This window comes from Pseudonocardia sp. NPDC049154 (assembly GCF_040648315.1).
GTDB lineage: Bacteria > Actinomycetota > Actinomycetes > Mycobacteriales > Pseudonocardiaceae > Pseudonocardia.
The window spans coordinates 1-18311 of record NZ_JBEZDN010000098.1; the positions used below are offsets into that span (position 1 = coordinate 1).

The following is an 18311-nucleotide window of genomic DNA, read 5'->3' on the forward strand; positions in this document are numbered from 1 at the left end:
CCGATCTCGCAGCGGGACGGGGCGGCCCGGCCGCCCGGCCGGCGCGCGGCGGCGGCCCGGACACTGGCGCTCCGGGCCGGCGCCTTCCTCGCCACCCTCGTGCTCGCCACCTTCGTGGCGTTCTGGCTGATCAAGCTCGTGCCGGGTGACCCGGCGACCGCGATCGCCGGCGAGAACGCCACGCCGGAGCGGCTCGCGGAGATCCGGGCCCAGCTGGGCCTCGACAAGCCGCTGCTCGCGCAGTACGGGAGCTGGGCCGCCGGCGTCCTGCACGGCGACTTCGGAACGTCGCTGTACTCGGGCCAGAGCGTCGCGGGGCTGCTCGCCCAGCGGCTGCCCGTGACCCTCTCGCTGGTGTTCTGCTCCCTGCTCCTGGCCGTCGTGGTGGGGGTTGCGGCCGGCATCGTCGGGGCGGTCCGGAACAAGCGCCCCGAGGGCCGCGTGGTGACCAGCGCCGCGACGCTCGGCATCGCCGTCCCCAACTTCTGGCTCGGGCTGGTGCTCGTGACCGTGTTCGCCATCTGGAACCCGTGGTTCCCGGCGACCGGCTTCTCCCGGGCCGGCGACGGCGCGGGCGAGTTCCTCCGGTTCGCCGTGCTCCCGACCCTGGCCCTCGGCGCCGCCGGGGTCGCGGAGGTGGCGCGGCAGCTGCGGGGCGCACTCCTCGAGGTGTTCACCGCGGACTACATCCGGATGGCCCGCGCCAAGGGCATCTCCGGGACGGCGCTGCTCGTCCGGCACGCCCTGCGCAACGCCGGTGTCCCCGTCGTCACCGTGCTGGGCCTGCTCATCAACCGGCTCGTGGGCGGCACCGTCGTCGTCGAGGTCGTCTTCGCCATCCCCGGGATGGGCACCCTCGTCGTGGACGCCGTCAAGCAGCGCGACTACCCCGTCATCCAGGCGGTCGTGCTCGTCATGGCCGTGATCGTGCTGGTGGCCAACGCGATCGTGGAGATCCTGTACCGCCGCATCGACCCGAGGATCAGGTTGTCGTGACCACCACCGTCGACACCGTGACCGCTCCGGCGACCCCGCGCGCCGAGGGCCTCCGGCGCGCCCTCGGCCGCTGGCGGCACGAGGAGAAGGCCGCCCTCGTCGCCCTGGGCGTGCTCGTCGTCCTCGTCCTCGTGGCGGTGTTCGCGCCCCTGATCGCGCCGCACGACCCGAACGCGCAGTCCATCGCCGACCGGCTCGCCACCCCGTCCGGCACCCACCCGCTCGGCACGGACGACCTGGGCCGGGACGTCCTGTCCCGGCTCCTGTACGGCGCCCGGGCCTCGCTGGTCGCCTCCGTGCTCGCGATGGCGGTGGCCGTGCTGGTGGGACTCCCGCTCGGCCTTGCCGCGGGCTTCGCGGGCGGGATCGTCGACATCTTCCTGCGGCGGGTCCTCGACACGGTGCTCGCCTTCCCCGCGATCGTGCTGGCGATCGGCGTGACCGGCGTCGTCGGGCCCGGGCTCGTGACGTCGATGTGCGCCATCGGCATCGTGTTCGCCCCGAGCGTCGCCCGGCTCATCCGCGGTCAGACGCTCTCGACCCGGGAGCGGCTGTACGTCCCGGCCGCGGTCACCTACGGGTCCCACCCGCTGCGGGTGGCGGTGCGGCACGTCCTGCCGAACGCCGTCGCCCCCGTCGTCATCCAGATGTCGCTGCTCATGAGCACGGCGCTGCTCGCCGAGGCGAGCCTGAGCTTCCTGGGGCTCGGCGTCCAGCCGCCGACCGCGAGCTGGGGGTCGATGCTCGGCCAGGCCTACGGCTACATGTCCCAGGCGCCGACGCAGGTCTTCGCGCCCGGCATCGCCATCGTCCTGACGGCCTACTGCTTCATCGCCGTCGGCGACGCGCTGCGGCGCGAGCTCGACCCCCGCCAACAGACCTTCTGACCTCCCGCGACCCGACCTCCCGCGACCCCCTTCGAAAGGCGGCCCTGCGCATGTCCCTCGTGTCCTACGACGTCTCCGGTCCCGTCGCCCGCGTGACCCTGAACCGCCCCGACAACCTGAACGCGGTCAACGCCGAGCTGACCCGGGGTGTGGGGTCCGCGTTCGGGCGGGCCGTCGCCGACCCGGCGGTCCGGGTCGTGGTCCTCGACGCCGAGGGCCGCGCCTTCTGCGCCGGTGCCGACCTCAAGGATCCGAACACGCACTCGGGGGACGACCTGCTCGCCCACCTCGAGCCCGCCGAGGGCGGCGGTCTGGAGGCGGTGGCCGCCTGCCCCAAGCCGGTGGTCGTGGCGGCGCAGGGCTGGTGCGTCGGCGCCGGTGTGGAGCTCGTGCTCTCCGCCGACATCGCCGTCGTGGCCGAGGACGCCAGGTTCTTCCTCCCGCAGGTCGCCCTCGGCATCGTGCCCGGGGCCGGCGGCATGAGCCGGCTCCTGCGCAAGGTCGGGCCGACGTGGGCGCACCGGCTGGTGATGCTCGGCGAGAAGGTGCCCGCCGAGGTCGCGCTGCGCATCGGGCTCGTCTCCGAGATCGTCCCCCGCGACGCGCTCGCCCAGCGGGCCGCGGAGATCGCCGAGACCCTCGCCGCCGCCCCGCCGGCCGCGCAGCGGCTCGCGAAGGAGTCGTTGCTCCAGGCCGCCGACCTCCCGCTCGCCGCGGCACTGCGGGTCGACCAGTACCGCCTGTTCATGCTGAGCGACACGGCGGAGAAGAAGGAGCGCCACGCGGCCTTCGCGGCGGAGCGCAGCGCATGACCCCGCCCCCGCCCCCGGCGGGCCCGGTCCCCCCGGGCATGGTCCTGCCGCCGGTCGCGGAGCGCACGGTCCCCCAGGTCCTCGCGGATGCCGCGCACCGCACCCCGGACCGCGTCGCGCTCCTCGACCGCACCGCCTCCCTCACCTACGGCCAGGTCTGGGACGTCGCCCGGCGCCGGGCCTCGGCGCTGCTCGACGTCGTCGGGGCCGGCGGTCGCGTCCTGACCATGACCGACAACACCGTCGACGGGGCCCTGACCTGGCTGGGGCTGGCGTCGGGCGGCATGGTCGAGGTGCCGGTCAACACCGCCTACCGAGGCGCCGTGCTCGCCCGGCAGATCCAGGACTCGGGGGCGACCGCGGCCGTCGTCGAAGCGGAGTACCTGGAGCGCTTCCTCGACGCGGCCGAGGGCACCGCGGTGCGGACCGTCGTCGTCCGCGGCCGCGGGCGTCCCGGGTCGGGCGGGATCACCGTGGCGGACGGCGACCTCCTCGACGACGCCTCCCTGCCGACCGCGCTGCCGCCGGTGACCGGCACCGACCCGATGGCGCTGATGTACACCTCCGGCACCACGGGCAGGTCCAAGGGCGTGGTGGTCACCCAGGCGCACGCCTACACCTACGGTGCGCCGCAGCTCCTCGGCGCGGCCGGCCCCGAGGACACCGCCATGGTGGTCCTGCCGCTGTTCCACGTCGGCGGGCAGTGGGCCGGCGCCTACAACGCCCTCATCGCCGGAGGTGCCGCCTACATCGCGCCGCGGTTCGCCGGCGAGACCTTCTGGGCGGAGGCGCGCGAGCACGGGTGCACCTACGCGCTGCTGGTCGTGGCGATGGCGCAGTACCTCCACCAGCAACCGCGCCGTCCCGACGACGCCGACAACACCTTCACCCGGCTGTTCGTCGCCCCGGTGCTCCGCGAGGCCGAGGAGTTCGCCGCCCGGTTCGACGTCGAGATCGGCACCGGGTACGGCTCCACCGAGGCCGGCACGGTCTTCACCGCGGACTTCGGCAAGGCCCGTCCGGGTGGCTGCGGATGGCCGCGCCCCGAGCTGGAGACCCGCATCGTCGACGCGGACGACCGGCCGCTGCCCGACGGCGAGACGGGCGAGCTCGTCGTCCGCACCTCCGAGCCGGCGATCATGATGCGCGAGTACCTGGGCCTGCCCGACGAGACCGCTCAGGCGTGGCGCGGCGGCTGGTACCACACGGGCGACGCCATGTACGTCGACACGGACGGGCAGTACGTGTACGTCGACCGGCTCGGCGACGCCATCCGGCGGCGCGGCGAGAACGTCCCCTCGGCGGACGTCGAGTCCGTCCTGAACGCCCACCCCGCCGTCTTCGAGTGCGCCGTGGTCGGGGTGCCGGGCGAGTCCGAGCACGAGGTCCTCGCCGCCGTCGTCCTGCGGCCGGGCCACGAGCTCGACCGCACGGACCTGATCGTGTGGGCGGCGGATCGCCTGCCGCACTTCATGGTGCCCCGCTACCTCCGCGTCGTCGACGAGCTCGAGCGGACCCCGAGCGGGAAGATCCGCAAGCGGCCGCTCCGCGAGTACGGCGTGTCGGACGCGTGGGACCGCGAGGCGGCGGACGTGCACGTGGGCCGCCGGGGTGTCCGGATCGGTGGCTCGTGAGCGGCCCGATGGACGGCGTCCGGGTCGTCGAGATGGCGCGGGTCCTCGCCGGCCCGACGGTGGCCCAGCTGATGGCCGAGTACGGCGCCGACGTCATCAAGGTCGAGCCGGCGCCGTCCGGGGACCCCGCCCGCGGGCTCCCCTATCTCCGCGACGGCCGGTCCGGCTACTTCATCCAGGCCAACCGGGGCAAGCGCAGCGTCTGCCTCGACTTCCGCTCGGACGAGGGCAAGGCGCTGATCCTCGACCTGGCCCGGCACAGCGACGTGCTGGTCGAGAGCTTCCGCCCGGGCGTACTCGCCGAGATGGGTCTGGGCTGGGAGGTGCTGCACGAGGTCAACCCGCGGCTGGTGCTCTGCTCCGTGACCGGGCTCGGCTACGGCGGCCCGCTGTCGCACAAGCCCGGCTACGACACCATCGGCGCCGCGATGTCCGGGGTCGCGCACGTCAGCGGGCCGGTCGGCGGTCCGCCGATGCTGCCCGGACCGGCGATGGGCGACGCCGCGACCGGCGTCTACGGCTTCGGCGGCGTCGCCGCGGCCCTGTTCCAGCGGGAACGCACCGGGCTCGGCGAGTGGGTGCAGGTCTCGCTGCTGGACACCTACATGGCCTTCCACGAGATCAACATCCAGGCCTACAGCGGATCCCGCGGCGCCCAGGTGCCCGAGGCGAGCGGCAACTTCCACGCGACCGTGTGTCCCGCGGGGTTCTTCCGGTGCCGGAACCGCTACCTGTTCGTCGCCTGCGTCTCGCCCGGGGACTGGCCGCGGATCGCCGCGGCGATCGGGCGCCCCGAGCTCGCCCGGGCACCCGGGTACGCCACCAACGACGAACGGGCCGCGCACCGCGAGGAGGTCAACGCGCTCGTCGAGGACTGGCTCGCGACCGTCGCCGATCCCGAGGAGGCCGTCCGCATCCTCACCGAGCACCGCGTCGCCTGCGAGCTCATCCGGACGCTCCCCGAGGCCGTCACCCACCCCCACAACGTCGCGCGGCGCGTCGTCCGCGAGGTCACGGACGAGGTCTGGGGCTCGCTCACCGTCCCGGGCCTGCCGATCCGCTTCGCGGGCATGACCGAACGCGACCTGCACGCCCACGAGCTGGGCGCCGACAATCGAACCGTGCTGCGCGAGATCCTGGACCTCGACGACGAGCGGATCGACGAGCTCGAGAAAGCGCACGTCCTGCAAGGGCCGGCATCCCGGACCCGCGACCTGATCGAGGAGCCCTCGTGAACTACGGACTGTCGATCCCTCTCGGCGGCCGGACGCTGAAGGACCACGCCGCGGTGCTGGACCGGGCCGTGATGGCGGGTTACACGGACGTCTGGAGCAGCGAGGTCAACGGGCACGACGCCTTCACCCCGCTCGCCCTGGCGGCCCAGCGCTACCCCGGGCTGCGGCTCGGCACGGCGATCACCCCCGCCTACACCCGCTCGCCCGCCCTGCTGGCGATGAGCGCGGCGTCCCTGGCCGACTCCACGGACGGCCAGGTCCTCCTCGGCGTCGGCTCCTCGTCGGACGTCATCGTCGAACGGTGGAACGGGGTGCCGTTCCACGACCCCTACGGCCGGGTCCGCGACGTCGTGACGTTCCTCGACCGCGCCCTCACGGGCGAGAAGGTCGACATGGAGACCCCGAGCTTCACGATCAAGGGGTTCCGGCTCGGCGTGGTCCCCCAGAACCGGCCGAAGGTCCTGGTCGCGGGCCTGCGCCCGGGGATGCTCCGCCTCGCGGGACGGCGGTCGGACGGGGCGATCCTCAACTGGCTCTCGCCCGACGACGTCCGCACGGTCGTGCCCTACGTGTACGAGGGCCGCTCCACGGCACCGGAGATCGTCGCGCGGCTGTTCGTCGTGTGCTCGTCGGACGTGGAGAAGGTCCGCGAGCACGCGAAGCGCGCCATCGCCGCCTACCTCAACGTGGACGCCTACGCGAAGTTCCACGAGTGGCTCGGACGCGGCGACGAGCTCGCCGAGATGTGGGGCGCGTGGCGGGCCGGCGACCGGAAGGCGGCGCTGGCCGCCATCCCCGACTCGCTGGTCGACGAGCTGTTCATCCACGGCGACGCGACCGCGTGCCGCTCGCGCATCCGGGACTACGTCGACGCCGGGATCACCACCCCGATGCTCGCCATCACCAACCTCGACGGCGACGCGGCCGACCTCATCGACCAGCTCGGCCGGCGGGTCGGCGACTCGGCCGGGCCCGCGGTCGTCACCGCCGGGACCGCGACGAAGCCCGTCGACCCGATCGTGGCCCAGGACCGGCAGCGGTGGGGTGAGCTCGGGTGGCCGCAGCCGACCGCCATGAGCGCCTTCATGTCGTTGTTCCGGACGCACGAACGGGTCCTGGAGGTCGTCCGCAAGGCCCTCAAGCAGCACGGGCTCTCGATCACCGAGCACTCGGCGCTCCTGCACCTGGCGATGGCTCCGGACCACAGCAGCCCCCTCAGCCGCATGGCCGAGCGGCTGCTCATCTCCCCCGCCCGCTGCAACTACGTGGTGAACCGGCTGGAGAGCGAGGGCTGGGTCGAGCGCAAGCCGCACCCGGCCGACGGCCGGAGCACCCTCGCGGTGCTGACCGAGAGCGGTGCGGCGAAGGTCGACCGCTCGATCGCGGCGGTCGACGGGATCGACTTCGGTTTCCGCGGCACCCGGGAACAGGAGCTGAACGACCTCGTCGACGCGCTCGCCGCCTGCGGTCGGGTCGAGGACGAGCCGGCGGGGGACGCCGACCGCTCCGCGCCGGTGGCCGTCGCGGGAGACTGAGCCGCTCGCGGTCGCGGGTCCGCGCCGCGCCTACGATCACCTCGTGCGCGACCCGCGGCCCGCGACCGTCTTCGACGTGGCGGAGCGCGCGGGGTCGGGAAGTCGACCGTGTCGAACGTGCTGCAGGGCAAGGGGCGGGTGTCGGAGCGGACCCGGTCCGCGGTGCTGGCCGCGGCGCGGGAGCTCGGGTACGTGCCCAACGCGGCGGCCCGGCGGCTGCGGGGCGGCCGGCCCGGCACGATCGGCATCCACCCGCCGCAGAATCCGACGCCGTCGGCGTACTACATGGAGTTCGTGTTCGGCGTGCTCGAGCACGCCGCCGCGCACGAGCGCGACGTCACCGTCCTGACCGGCGACCGCGGGCGGCTCCCCGCGTCGACGGCCTGGTGCTCAGCGACCCGATGCCGGGCGACCCCTTCACCCGGGACCTGCTCGCCTCGGGCCTCCCCGTGGTGACCTGCGAGGACGTCCGGGGTGGGCCGAGCCGGATCCCCGTCGATCGCGGTCGCGAAGTGAGTCCCGAGCGCTTCGACCTCACGGACGTCGACCTGGCACTGTGGTCGGAGCGGCGACGTCACGCCGCGGCGCCGCCGAGCGAGGTCAGCGGCCGCGGGTCGACGCCCGGTGCACGACGGCACGTGCATCCCGAGGTGGCTCGCGCCACTCCGATCCAGCTCCGCCGGCGAAGAGTTCCTCAGCCGCAACGACAATGGCCTCTCGGACACGCATCTCCGCTCCCGGCCGGCCGTCGGCCGAGTAGCGTGCGCGGCCGCGGCTCCCGGTCTGTACCGTCGTCGTCCATGACGACCGGACCGCAGGTCCAGGTGACCGTGCGCCGGCACCGCCACGGCGGGCGCGAGGCCGTGATCGTCCGGCTCGCCGGCGAGATCGACGACGAGACGAGCGGCCGGGTCCGGGCGGCCTACGCCGAGGCGTTCGCCGCGGGCCTGCCGACGGTCGTCGTCGACCTGACCGGGGTCACCCTCCTCGCCTCGTTAGGCATCGCCGACCTGCTGCTGGCCCGGCTCAGCGCGACCAGCACCGGGACGGAGCTGCGCCTCGTCGCCGGCGAGAACCCGCGGGTGCTCCGTCCGCTCCACCTCACCGGCGTCGCCGACGTCCTCGACCTCTGCCGCGACCTCGGCGAGGCCCTCACCGGGGCGCCGGGGGCACGCGCCGGCTGAGGCGGTCGGAGCGCCACTGCCCGGGAACCTGTCGGCCCCGACGACAGGGAGGTGCACGCATGACGATCGGGATCGCCGTCCAGCGGGCCGACACCTGAGCCTGCGTCCTACGGCAGGATCGAGTCCACGTAGCCGCCGTCGACGCGCACCGCGCCGCCGGTCGTCGCCGAGGCGAGGTCGGAGCTCAGGTACGCGACCATGTTCGCGATCTCGACCGGCTCGATCAGCCGCTGCAGCAGGGACTGCGGGCGGTGCTCGCGCATGAACTTCTGCTGCGCCTCGTCCCACGGCAGGTCCGAGCCGACGAGCTGCTCGACGAACTCCTCCACGCCGCCGGTGTGCGTCGGCCCCGCCAGCACCGAGTTCACGGTCACGCCCGTGCCCGCCGCGACCTTGGCGAACCCGCGGGTCACCGCGAGCCCGGCGGACTTGCTGACGCCGTAGTGGACCATCTCGGCCGGGACGACCACGGACGAGTCGCTGGAGATCGACAGCACGCGGCCGAAGCCGCGCTCCATCATCCCGGGCAGGTACGCGCGGATCAGGCGCACGCCGGCGAGCACGTTGACCTCGAAGTAGCGCCGCCACTCGGCGTCGTCGATCTCAAGGGCGGGCGTGGCGCCGAAGATGCCCAGGTTGTTGACCAGGATGTCGACGGCCGGGACCTCCTCGAGGAGGGCGGCGGTCGAGTCCGCGTCGGCGACGTCCGCGGCCACGCCGCGCACCGTCGAGTCGGGCACCGCGTCCCGCACCCGGGCCGCCGCGTCCTCGACCCGGCCGCCGTCCCGCCCGTTGACCACGACGACGGCCCCGGCCTCCGCCAGCCGGGTCGCGATGGCGTGCCCGATCCCCTGGGTCGAACCGGTGACCAGGGCGATCCGCCCGGAGAGGTCGATGCCGAGTGTCTGCTGGGGCACGTGCTGCTCCTCGTCGACGGGAGTGATCACCGGCGACCGTGACGAGACCGCCGCCGCTCAGCCCGTCGAGGGCGCGGTGACCGTGAGCAGGCGGGTCCCGGAGAGGTCGAGCCGCACCCGCCCGCCGCCGGTCCCGAACCGCAGCACGACTGCCGTGCAGGACGGGCAGCGCACCACCAGCGCGGGAGCGTCGGGGTACAGGTCGTGCGCGCGCAGCTCGGTGCTCGCCCCGCAGCCGCCGCAGGTGAGGACGGCGTCGGTGAGGTCGAGCGCGAAGAGGCCGCGCAGGTCGTCGAGCGTGGTCGCCATGGTCAGTCCCCCGCATAGCGCTGCTCGCGCCACGGATCGCCGTAGTTGTGGTAGCCGAAGGTCTCCCAGAAGCCGGGCTCGTCGAAGGACGTGAGCGCCAGCCCCCGCACCCACTTCGCCGACTTCCAGAAGTACAGGTGCGGCACGAGCAGCCGCGCGGGGCCGCCGTGCTCGGGTGCCAGCGGCTCGTCCTCGTAGGTGTCGACGACCCACGCCTGCCCGCCGGTCAGGTCCTCGAGCGGGAGGTTGGTGGTGTAGCCGCCGTCGGAGAAGGCGACGACGTACTCCGCCGCCGTCTCCACGCCCTCGAGCACGGTGTCGATCGAGACCCCGGACCAGCGGGTGTCGAACTTGGACCAGCTGGTCACGCAGTGGATGTCCACCGTGACCGGCTCGTGCGGCAGGGCCCGGAACTCCTCCCACGTCCACCGGTGCAGCCCGTCGACCTCCCCCTGCACCACGAAGTCCCACTCGTCGAGCGGGGTGTGCGGGGTCGGCCCGGCGGTGAGCACCGGGAACCCGTCCCCGACGTCCCGCTGGCCCGGTGGCAGCCGCCCGTCGCGCCGCCCGCGCCCGTGGAACCCCCGCGAGACCACAGCCATCGCCTGCCCCTTCCCTCGGAGCACCCGAGCATGCCGGGTGGGCGGGCCCGCCACATCGCGCGTTCGTACCAAGCGGGTCAGACCGGCACGACCGCCAGCACCGCCGCTCCGGGCTCGCCGGTGGGGTGGAGGAGGTAGGCGCGGGAGGGGGTGCCCTGCCACGTCACGTCGGGCGGGGTGAAGGCGCCGACCCCCCGGCAGTCCCAGAGGGGGGCGAGGTCGGGGACGGCGGTGCGCAGCCGGGCGCGGACCTCGGCGATGCGCGGGTCGTCGGCGTGGGTGTTGGCGGCCATGCGGAAGCGGCGGGCGAGGGCGCGGACCAGGTCGTCGGCGCGGCCCAGCGGGCCCGCCCCGCGGGCGCGCACGGCGAGCACCTCGAGGGCGTTCTCCCCCGCCGCGCCTCCCCACGCCCGCGTCCACACGTCGTTGACGGCGACGAGGTCGAGCCGGTGGTCGAGGACGGCCGCGGGTCCCTCCCGCCACCCGGCGAGCAGGGGCGCGAGGTCGGCGCGGACGCGGTCCGGGTCCGGCGCCGCCACCGCCGGTCCGGCGAGTGCCCGCAGGTGGCGGCGGCCCTCCTCGTCGACGCCCAGCACCCGGCCGACGGCGTCGATCACCTCGGGCGAGGCCGTCACCCGGCCCTGCTCGAGCCACGTGTACCAGGACAGCCCGACGCCGGCGAGCGTCGCGACCTCCTCCCGGCGCAGGCCGGGCGTGCGGCGCCGGCCCCGCTCGGGCAGCCCCGCGGCGCCCGGGCTGGTGAGCTCCCGGTAGGCGCGCAGGCAGGCGCCGAGCTCGGTGCGGCGGGCGGCGTCGGGCGCCGCCACGGCGGATCGTGTCACCTCGGGTACCCCCATTCCGCGGCTCCTGGCTCGTGCCCCGCGCACCGCCCAGCATGGCCCTCGTGCTCAGGATCGGACTCAACGTCGCGGCGGGGCTCCCTTCCGCCGCGCAGCTGCACGCCACCGGCCGCACCGTGGTCGACGAGCTGGTCGCACGGACCCGTGCCGCCGCGGCGGCCGGGCTGCCCACCGCCTGGCTGCCGCAGGGCTACTCCTCCGACACGCTGACCCTGCTCGCCGCGCTGGCCCGCGAGGTGCCGGACATCGAGCTCGGCGCGTCCGTCGTGGTGGTGCAGCCGCGGCACCCGCGGGTGCTCGCCGCGCAGGCCCTCACGGTGCAGGCGGCGAGCCGCGGACGGCTGGCCCTGGGGCTGGGCGTGAGCCACCCCGGCCTGCTCGAGGTCTACCACATCCCCTTCGACCGTCCGGTCCGCGCGCTTCGCCGGCACCTCGACACCCTCCTGCCGATCCTCGAGGGCCGCGCGGTCCCGGGCAGCAGCGGACCGGGATCGGGCCCGGACGACACCGCGGTGCCCGGTGCCGAGCCGCCGGTGCCGGTCCTGCTCGGGGCGCTCGGGCCGGTGATGCTGCAGCTCGCGGGCGAGCGGACCGCCGGCACGATCACGTTCCTGGCGGGCCCGCGGACGCTCGGCGACCACGTGGTCCCGCTGGTCACGAAGGCCGCGGACGAGGCGGGCCGAGGTGCACCACGGGTCGTCGCGGGCCTGCCGGTGGCCGTGACGGACCGGCCCGACGCGGTGCGCGCCCGGGTCGCCGCCGAGTACGCCGAGCTCGCCGCCCTGCCGTCCTACCGCGCCGCCCTCGACCGCGACGGCTTCGCCGACGGCGGCGACATCGTGATCGCCGGGACGGAGGACGACGTGGCGGCCGGCCTCGCCCGGTACGCCGACCTCGGCGTGACCGACGCGCTGGTCAGCCTGGTCGGCGGGGCCGAGGAGCGGGACCGCACCCGCGCCGTCCTCGGCGCCCTGACCACCTGAACCCCGACCGCCCGACCCGCTCACGCCGGCTCGGGACGCTCCGCGGCCAGCCGGGCGATGTCCGCGTCCACCCGCTCGAGCGCGGTCCCCAGGAGCTCCGCCGCGTCGCGCCCCTCGGCCCGCTCCTCCCACCGGGCCAGGTCGTGCAGGTGGATCGCGTGGACCGCCGGGCTGACGTTCCACCGCACCGGCCCGTCGGGTTCGCCGCCGAGGACGTGCCAGAGGTACTCCAGCGCCTGCCGGCAGGGCACGGGGTCCTCCCCCGCCGCCCGGTGCACCGCCTCGACCGGACCGACCCCCGGCACGGCGGCCCGCACCAGCACGGCGCGGACCAGCGTGAGCTCGGCGACGTGCTCGTCGGCGCGTTCGCGCTCCAGCCGGCGGAGCCGGGTCCGCCACCGCTGCCAGAGGGCGGCGGCCGGCCGGCGGGCCGAGGCGGTCACCACCGCCTCGCCCCGGTCACCGCACGGGCCCGCTCAGGCCGAGGTGCTCCCGCAGCGTCGTGCCGGTGTAGCGCTCCCGGTAGACGCCGCGTTCCTGCAGCTCGGGCACCAGGCGGTCGACGATGTCGTCGAGTCCGTCCGGAGTCAGGTACGGCGAGACGTTGAACCCGTCGACCGCGCCCGCCCGGACGAAGTGGGCGAACTTCTCGGCGAGCCCGCCCGGCGTGCCGACGTGCCCGCGCTGCGGCCCCAGCGCGATCACCGTCTCCCGCAGGGTGAGCCCGCGCGCCTCGGCGGTCTCGCGCCAGGTCCGCACGATCTCCCGCGGGTCCCGCCAGCGCCGGCTGCCCATCTCCCCGGTCGGCTCGACGACGACGGGGTCCTCGGCGGGCAGCGGGCCGTCGGCGTCCCTGCCGGACAGGTCGATGCCCCACACCTGTCCGGCGATCGCCAGGGCGGTCGCCGGGGTGACCTGGTGCAGCCGGAGCCAGCGCGCCTTCTCGGCGGCCTCCTCCTCGGTGTCGCCGATGATGATCTCCGTGCCGGGCAGGATGCGGAGCGCGTCCTCCGGCCGCCCCGCGGTGCGCAGCCGGGCGCGGATGTCGGTGGCGAAGGCCCGCGCGTCGTCGAAGTCGGAGCCGTGCGCGGAGAAGATGACGTCGGCGTTGCGGGCCGCGAAGTCCCGTCCCTCGGCGGAGTCGCCGGCCTGGAAGATGACCGGGTGCCCCTGCCGGCTGCGCGGCAGCGTCGGCGGGATCTCGACGTCGAACTGGCTCGTCCGGGCCCCGACGGTCGCGATGCCCTTCGGGTCCGCCCAGTCCTCCGCGTCCGTGGTCGTCGCGACCGCGTCGGCCTCCCACGAGTCCCAGATCTGCCGGGCCACGGTGAGGAACTGCTCGGCGCGCACGTACCGGTCGGCGTGGTCGAGGTAGCCGCCGCGCCGGAAGTTCTCGCCGGTCCACGCGTTGTCCGTGGTCACGACGTTCCAGCCGGCGCGGCCCTTCGACAGCAGGTCCAGGCCCGAGAGCCGGCGGGCCAGGTCGGCCGGCTCGTTGTACGTGGTGTTCTGCGTGGCGACCAGCCCGATCCGCGACGTGACCCCGGCCAGCGCGGCCAGCTGCGTGATCGCGTCCGGCCGTCCGGCGACGTCGAGGTCGTGGATCTGCCCGCCCGACTCGCGCAGCCGCAGCCCTTCGCCGAGGAAGAACGCGTCGAACAGGCCGCGTTCCGCCGTGGTGATCATCCGGCGGAACGACGAGAAGTCGATCTGCGAGCCGCTCTCCGGCAGCGACCAGATCGTCCAGTGGTTGACGCCCTGGAAGAACACCCCGAGGTGGAGCTGGGCGTCCGGGCGCGGGTAGTCGGTGCTGCTCATGCGGTGCCCTCCACGGAGGTGAGGTGCCGGGCGAACCGGCTGGCCGGCCTCGTCAGCCCGAGGGTGCTGCGCAGCGAGGCGCCCGGCTGCGGGCGGGCGGCGGTGCCGGAGCGGAACAGCGCCGGGAGCACCCGGGCGGACAGCTCCGGCAGGTCCTCGTCGAGGACCGCGGGCCACAGGCGGACCCCGTCGACGACCCCGGCCAGCTCCTCCAGCAGCGTGACCAGCCCGGCGGGCGGGCCGGTGTAGCGCAGCCGCGGCCCGGCCGGCCAGGGCGCGTGCCGCTCGAGGTCGGCCAGTCGCGCCGCGGCGGTGTGGGCCGGGGTGTCGAGGGCGACCTCGAGCTCGGCGAAGCGCAGCCCGGCGCCGTCCCCGGCGAGATCGGCGACGGAGCGGCCCTCCACCAGCTCGACGTCGGCCACCCCCGTGGGCAGCAGACCCTCGGGTGCGAGCATCACGAGCTGCCCCTGCGGCGGCCGCGGCACGATCGCCGGGCCCTTCACCGAGTACGTCTCGCCGACGAAGTCGATGTAGTGCAGCTTGTCCCGGTCCAGGTAGCGACCGGTGTCGACGTCGCGGACGGCGGCGTCGTCCTCCCAGGAGTCCCAGAGATCCCGCGCCACCCGCACCGCGTCGCGGGCCTCGCGGCGCAGCGCCGCCCCGCCCTCGACGACCGGGCGCCCCAGGGCACGGGCGGCCGCCGCGTCGTCCGTCGCCCCGACGAGCCAGCCGGCCCGGCCGGTGGCGGCGAAGTCGAGCGAGGCGAGCTGCGACGAGACGTGGAACGGCTCGGAGTACGTCGTGGACACGACGGGCGCGAGGCCGAGCACGCTGGTGTGCACTGCGGCGAAGGCGGCCCGCTCCACCGCGCCGATCCGCCCGACCGGTCCCACCCCGCCGGGCGGGAGCAGCGAGTCGTCGAAGGTCGCGATCGTGACACCGGCGTTCTCGGCGACCTGGGCGAGCGCGCGGACGCGCTCGGGTGTGAGCAGCGCGGCGGGGGCGTGCGAGGCCCGGCGCCACGCCGCGGGATGGGCGCCCTCGCCGTCGAGCTCGACGGCGAGGTGCAGGGGGCGGCTCATGGGTGCTCCTCGGGCGAGAAGGACGGGATCAGGACGCGGCCTTGCGCGGCAGGCCGGGCGGGTTGACGACGGACGTCTGCAGCGCTTCGTTCGTCAGGTTCCAGCGGCCGAGGACCTCGGTGTACTTCCCGTTCGCGATCACCGAGTTCAGGGCCTCGTTCAGCGCCGTGACCAGCCCGTTGTCCTTCTCGGTCATCGCCGCGATGTCGGCCTGCACGCTGCCGCCCCCGCCGTTGACGGAGCCGACGATCTTCGTCTTGCCGCCTGTCGCGACGTGGTACGCCACGCCCGGGTTCGGCCCGAAGTAGGCGTCGAGGCGGCCGGAGTCGAGGGCGAGGTAGTAGTCGCCGACGTTCTGGTAGTACTGGATCGTCGCCGGCGCGAGGCCCGCCTTCTCGTTCTCCGCGTTCCAGCCGACCAGGATCTGCTCCTGGTTCGTCCCCGAGCCCACGCCGATGGTCAGCCCCGAGATGTCGGCCGGCTTCTCGATCCGCTGCACCTTCCCGGCGTTCGTCGCCTCGAAGGACACCGTGTCCACGCGGTAGGTGGCGAAGTCGTACTTGTCCTTGCGCTCCTCGGTCACCGTGATGTTCGAGAAGCCGGCGTCGTACTGCCCGGACTCGACGGCGAGGAAGAGGTTCTCCCACGAGGTCGGCTGCAGGTCGAGCTGCAGGCCGAGGGTGTCGGCGACGAGCTGTGCGAGGTCGGGCTCGACGCCGATGACCGTGCGGTCGTCGTCGGCGCGGAAGGACAGCGGCGGGTTCCCGCTGCCGGTGGTGCCCACGACGAGGGTGCCGCGGTCGCGGATCGCCTGCGGCACCTTCGCGGCGATGGCGTCGACCTTCTCGGCCCGCACCCGGTTCTGCTCGGGGCTGGTGTTGACGGTGGCGCCGCCGGCCGACGGCGGGGCCGCGGCCTGGTCGGGGTCCGGCCCGGAGCAGGCCACGGCCGCCAGCACCGGGACGAGGAGGGCGACGGCGGTGAGCCGCAGGTGGCGAAGCGGCCGGGGGATGCGGGACATGGGGTTCCTTCGGTCGGGTGGGGCGCGCCGGATCAGCGCAGGACGGCGCCGAGGAAGGCGCGGGTACGGGGTTCGCGGGGGTCGTCGAGGACCTGGGCGGGCGTTCCCTGCTCGACGACGCGGCCCTCGTCGAGGAACACCACGGTGTCGGCGGCCTCGCGGGCGAAGCCGATCTCGTGGGTGACGACGACCATCGTGGTGCCGCTGCGGGCGAGGTCGCGCATGACGTCGAGGACCTCCCCGACCAGCTCGGGGTCCAGCGCCGAGGTGGGCTCGTCGAACAGCAGGAGCTTGGGTCGCAGCGCGAGCGCCCTGGCGATCGCGACGCGCTGCTGCTGGCCGCCGGAGAGCCGGCGCGGGTACTCGTCCACCTTGTCGACGAGCCCGACGCGGTCGAGCAGCTCGCGGGCCTCGGTGAGCACGGTCGCCCGGTCCCGGCCCTGCGCGGAGATCGGCGCCTCGGCGACGTTGTCGAGCACGGTGAGGTGCGGGAACAGGTTGAAGTTCTGGAACACGAAGCCGATGTGGCTGCGCTGGCGCAGGATCTGCCGCTCGGGCAGCTCGTGCAGCTTGCGGCCCGAGCGCCGGTACCCGATCAGCTCGCCGTCGACCCGGACGAACCCGCGGTCGACCTTCTCCAGGTGGTTGATGGTGCGCAGCAGCGTGGACTTGCCGGAGCCGGACGGCCCGAGCACCACCGTGACCTCGCCGGGCCGGACCGTGAGGTCGACCCCGCGCAGCACCTCGATCCCGCCGAAGCTCTTGTGCACGCCCCGCAGGTCGACCATCGGCGCGGCGCTCACGCCGTCACCTCCCGGCGGAACCTCGCGAGCGTGGCCCGCAGCCGCTGCAGCGGCGTCGGCGGCAGCACGCGCAGCGCACCCTTGGCGTAGTGCCGCTCCACGTAGAACTGCCCGATCGACAGCACGGTGGTCAGCACCAGGTACCAGACCGCCGCGACCAGCAGCATCGGGATCACGCGGCCGGTCCGGGTGTAGATCACCTGCACCTGGTAGAAGAGCTCGGACAACGCCATGATGTAGACCACCGACGTGCCCTTGACCAGGCCGATCAGCTCGTTCGCCGCCGTCGGGACGATGGTGCGCATGGCCTGCGGGAGCTGGATGCGGCGGAACCGGCGCCAGCGCGGGATGCCCAGCGCGGCGGCGGCCTCGAGCTGGCCCTGGTCGATGCCGAGGAAGCCGGAGCGCACGACCTCCGCGGCGTAGGCGGCCTGGTGCAGCGCGAGCCCCAGCACCGCGGCGGTGACCGGGCCGACCAGGTCCATCGTGCCGATCTCGAAGAGGGCCGGACCGAACGGCACGCCGAACGAGATCGCCTCGTAGAGCAGCGCGAGGTTGTACCAGAACAGCAGCTGCAGGATCAGCGGGACGGACCGGAAGATCCAGATGTAGGTCCAGCTCACCGCCCGCAGCAGCGGGTTCGGCGACAGCCGCATGACCGCGAGGACCGTCCCGAGCACGAAGCCGACCACGATGCCGAGCACCGTCAGCTGCAGGGTCAGCAGCACCGCGCGGATGATCGACGGCGCGAAGAGGTACTGCCCGACGGTCGCCCAGTCCCACGCCGGGTTGGTCACCAGGGCGTGCAGCGCCATCGCCACCAGCACGGCGACCGCGGCGGTCGCCACCCAGCGCCACGGGTGGCGGGCCTGGACGATCGTGAGGTCGGCGTCGTCGTCCGGGCCCTCGTCGCGGGCGGGCGGGGCGTGCGCGGTGGCGAGCTCACTCATCACGGTCTCCGGTCAGGTGCTTCTCGAAGGGGTGCGCGCCGACCTCCTCGGGAGGGAGGGAGCGGTCGTACAGCGGGGTGTAGCCGGTGGCCAGGTACAGCTGCTGCGCCTCCGGTTGGCGCGGGCCGGTGGTCAGGTAGATCCGGCCGTAGCCGCGCGCCGCGATCTCGGTCTCGAGCTCCGCCAGCACCCGCCGGGCCAGGCCGCGCCGGCGGTGCGCGGAGTCCGTCCAGATCCGCTTGAGCTCGGCGGTGTTCGCGTCCCACCGGCGGAAGGCGCCGCCCGCGACGGGCACGCCCTCCTCCAGCAGCAGGATCAGCCCGCCGTCCGGCGGCGCGAACCGGGCGCGCTCGCGCCGCGTCTCCTCCGCGAGGTCACCGAGGGTGTGGCGGTACCGCGTCCAGTACTCGTGGTCGAGCTCGACGAGCATCGGCAGGACGAGCGGATCGGTGTAGTCGACCCGCCGGATCTCCAGCGGGACGGTCACCGCGCGCCTCCGGCGCGGGCACATCGGTACGGACAGGCAGGCATGAGCGACCCCCCGGCCGGTGTGCGCAGGGCACACCGGGACGCTGTGGACGGACGGTCCGCGCGAGGGCGCGGCCGTGAACGCGGCGGTGGGTCAGCGACAGAGCGCGGTGTGCGTGCGGCAGAGGTCGACGTGCCGGCGGCGCGTCCACCAG

Annotated in this window: 19 protein-coding genes and 1 pseudogene; 9 read left to right on the forward strand and 11 right to left on the reverse strand. The window is 74.5% G+C overall.

The features are described 5' to 3' along the window. The 8 genes and pseudogenes from AB0B41_RS32045 to AB0B41_RS32080 form a co-directional block, all read left to right on the forward strand. Window positions 1-996: ABC transporter permease (locus tag AB0B41_RS32045; RefSeq protein ID WP_358209995.1), on the forward strand; the 996-nt coding region annotated here is incomplete at its 5' end. After that, complete coding sequence (locus AB0B41_RS32050) at window positions 993-1883, forward strand: ABC transporter permease (RefSeq protein WP_358209997.1); 891 nt, start codon at window positions 993-995, stop codon at window positions 1881-1883. The genes AB0B41_RS32045 and AB0B41_RS32050, both read left to right, overlap by 4 nt. A gap of 50 nt (window positions 1884-1933) precedes the next feature. Beyond that, window positions 1934-2695: an enoyl-CoA hydratase/isomerase family protein gene (locus AB0B41_RS32055; RefSeq protein ID WP_358209999.1), complete on the forward strand. Its 762-nt coding sequence runs from the start codon at window positions 1934-1936 to the stop codon at window positions 2693-2695. Next, window positions 2692-4329 carry an AMP-binding protein gene (locus AB0B41_RS32060; RefSeq protein ID WP_358210001.1) on the forward strand — a complete coding sequence of 546 codons (1638 nt, stop codon included), beginning with the start codon at window positions 2692-2694 and terminating at the stop codon, window positions 4327-4329. The genes AB0B41_RS32055 and AB0B41_RS32060 overlap by 4 nt, the downstream gene beginning before the upstream one ends. Beyond that, the gene (locus tag AB0B41_RS32065; protein ID WP_358210003.1) at window positions 4326-5564 is read left to right on the forward strand and encodes a CoA transferase; all 1239 of its coding nucleotides are present in this window, start codon (window positions 4326-4328) and stop codon (window positions 5562-5564) included. The genes AB0B41_RS32060 and AB0B41_RS32065 overlap by 4 nt, the downstream gene beginning before the upstream one ends. Further along, window positions 5561-7099, forward strand: a complete 1539-nt coding sequence (locus AB0B41_RS32070; protein ID WP_358210005.1) for an LLM class F420-dependent oxidoreductase — start codon at window positions 5561-5563, stop codon at window positions 7097-7099. The genes AB0B41_RS32065 and AB0B41_RS32070 overlap by 4 nt, the downstream gene beginning before the upstream one ends. A gap of 102 nt (window positions 7100-7201) precedes the next feature. Further along, window positions 7202-7555 (forward strand): annotated as a pseudogene (locus AB0B41_RS32075) (LacI family DNA-binding transcriptional regulator); the annotation flags it as partial. Window positions 7556-7899: 344 nt separating this feature from the next. Beyond that, window positions 7900-8283, forward strand: a complete 384-nt coding sequence (locus AB0B41_RS32080) for an STAS domain-containing protein (RefSeq protein ID WP_358210007.1) — start codon at window positions 7900-7902, stop codon at window positions 8281-8283. Window positions 8284-8390: 107 nt separating this feature from the next. Here the strand turns inward: AB0B41_RS32080 and AB0B41_RS32085 are convergent, their stop codons facing one another. From AB0B41_RS32085 to AB0B41_RS32100, 4 genes are all read right to left on the reverse strand, one after another. Next, the gene (locus AB0B41_RS32085; RefSeq protein WP_358210009.1) at window positions 8391-9200 is read right to left on the reverse strand and encodes an SDR family oxidoreductase; all 810 of its coding nucleotides are present in this window, start codon (window positions 9198-9200) and stop codon (window positions 8391-8393) included. A 57-nt stretch (window positions 9201-9257) separates the two neighbouring features. Beyond that, window positions 9258-9509: a DUF6510 family protein gene (locus tag AB0B41_RS32090; protein ID WP_358210011.1), complete on the reverse strand. Its 252-nt coding sequence runs from the start codon at window positions 9507-9509 to the stop codon at window positions 9258-9260. Between the two features lie 2 nt (window positions 9510-9511). Beyond that, window positions 9512-10111: a molybdopterin-dependent oxidoreductase gene (locus tag AB0B41_RS32095; protein WP_358210013.1), complete on the reverse strand. Its 600-nt coding sequence runs from the start codon at window positions 10109-10111 to the stop codon at window positions 9512-9514. Between the two features lie 77 nt (window positions 10112-10188). Next, entirely contained in the window at window positions 10189-10968 is a 780-nt protein-coding gene (locus tag AB0B41_RS32100) for a helix-turn-helix domain-containing protein (protein WP_358210014.1), read from the reverse strand. Window positions 10969-11015: 47 nt separating this feature from the next. Here AB0B41_RS32100 and AB0B41_RS32105 point away from each other — a divergent pair, with 47 nt between their 5' ends. Continuing rightward, window positions 11016-11954 (forward strand): TIGR03564 family F420-dependent LLM class oxidoreductase, encoded by a 939-nt coding sequence (locus tag AB0B41_RS32105; RefSeq protein WP_358210016.1) that lies wholly within the window; start codon window positions 11016-11018, stop codon window positions 11952-11954. 20 nt (window positions 11955-11974) lie between these two features. Here the strand turns inward: AB0B41_RS32105 and AB0B41_RS32110 are convergent, their stop codons facing one another. The 7 genes from AB0B41_RS32110 to AB0B41_RS32140 are packed head-to-tail and all read right to left on the reverse strand — an operon-like array spanning window position 11975 to window position 18115. Then, a complete protein-coding gene (locus AB0B41_RS32110; RefSeq protein ID WP_358210018.1) occupies window positions 11975-12397 on the reverse strand; it encodes a hypothetical protein in 423 nt (140 codons plus the stop codon). 16 nt (window positions 12398-12413) lie between these two features. Beyond that, on the reverse strand, window positions 12414-13772 hold the full coding sequence (locus AB0B41_RS32115; protein WP_358210020.1) for an NtaA/DmoA family FMN-dependent monooxygenase: 1359 nt from the start codon (window positions 13770-13772) through the stop codon (window positions 12414-12416). Beyond that, on the reverse strand, window positions 13769-14854 hold the full coding sequence (locus AB0B41_RS32120; protein WP_358210022.1) for an LLM class flavin-dependent oxidoreductase: 1086 nt from the start codon (window positions 14852-14854) through the stop codon (window positions 13769-13771). The genes AB0B41_RS32115 and AB0B41_RS32120 overlap by 4 nt, the downstream gene beginning before the upstream one ends. Before the next feature lie 28 nt (window positions 14855-14882). Further along, a complete protein-coding gene (locus tag AB0B41_RS32125; protein WP_358210024.1) occupies window positions 14883-15875 on the reverse strand; it encodes an ABC transporter substrate-binding protein in 993 nt (330 codons plus the stop codon). Between the two features lie 32 nt (window positions 15876-15907). Further along, window positions 15908-16663: an amino acid ABC transporter ATP-binding protein gene (locus AB0B41_RS32130; RefSeq protein WP_358210049.1), complete on the reverse strand. Its 756-nt coding sequence runs from the start codon at window positions 16661-16663 to the stop codon at window positions 15908-15910. Between the two features lie 11 nt (window positions 16664-16674). Beyond that, a complete protein-coding gene (locus AB0B41_RS32135) occupies window positions 16675-17628 on the reverse strand; it encodes an amino acid ABC transporter permease (protein ID WP_358210026.1) in 954 nt (317 codons plus the stop codon). After that, window positions 17621-18115 (reverse strand): GNAT family N-acetyltransferase, encoded by a 495-nt coding sequence (locus AB0B41_RS32140; protein WP_358210028.1) that lies wholly within the window; start codon window positions 18113-18115, stop codon window positions 17621-17623. The genes AB0B41_RS32135 and AB0B41_RS32140 overlap by 8 nt, the downstream gene beginning before the upstream one ends. Between the last annotated feature and the right edge of the window lie 196 nt (window positions 18116-18311).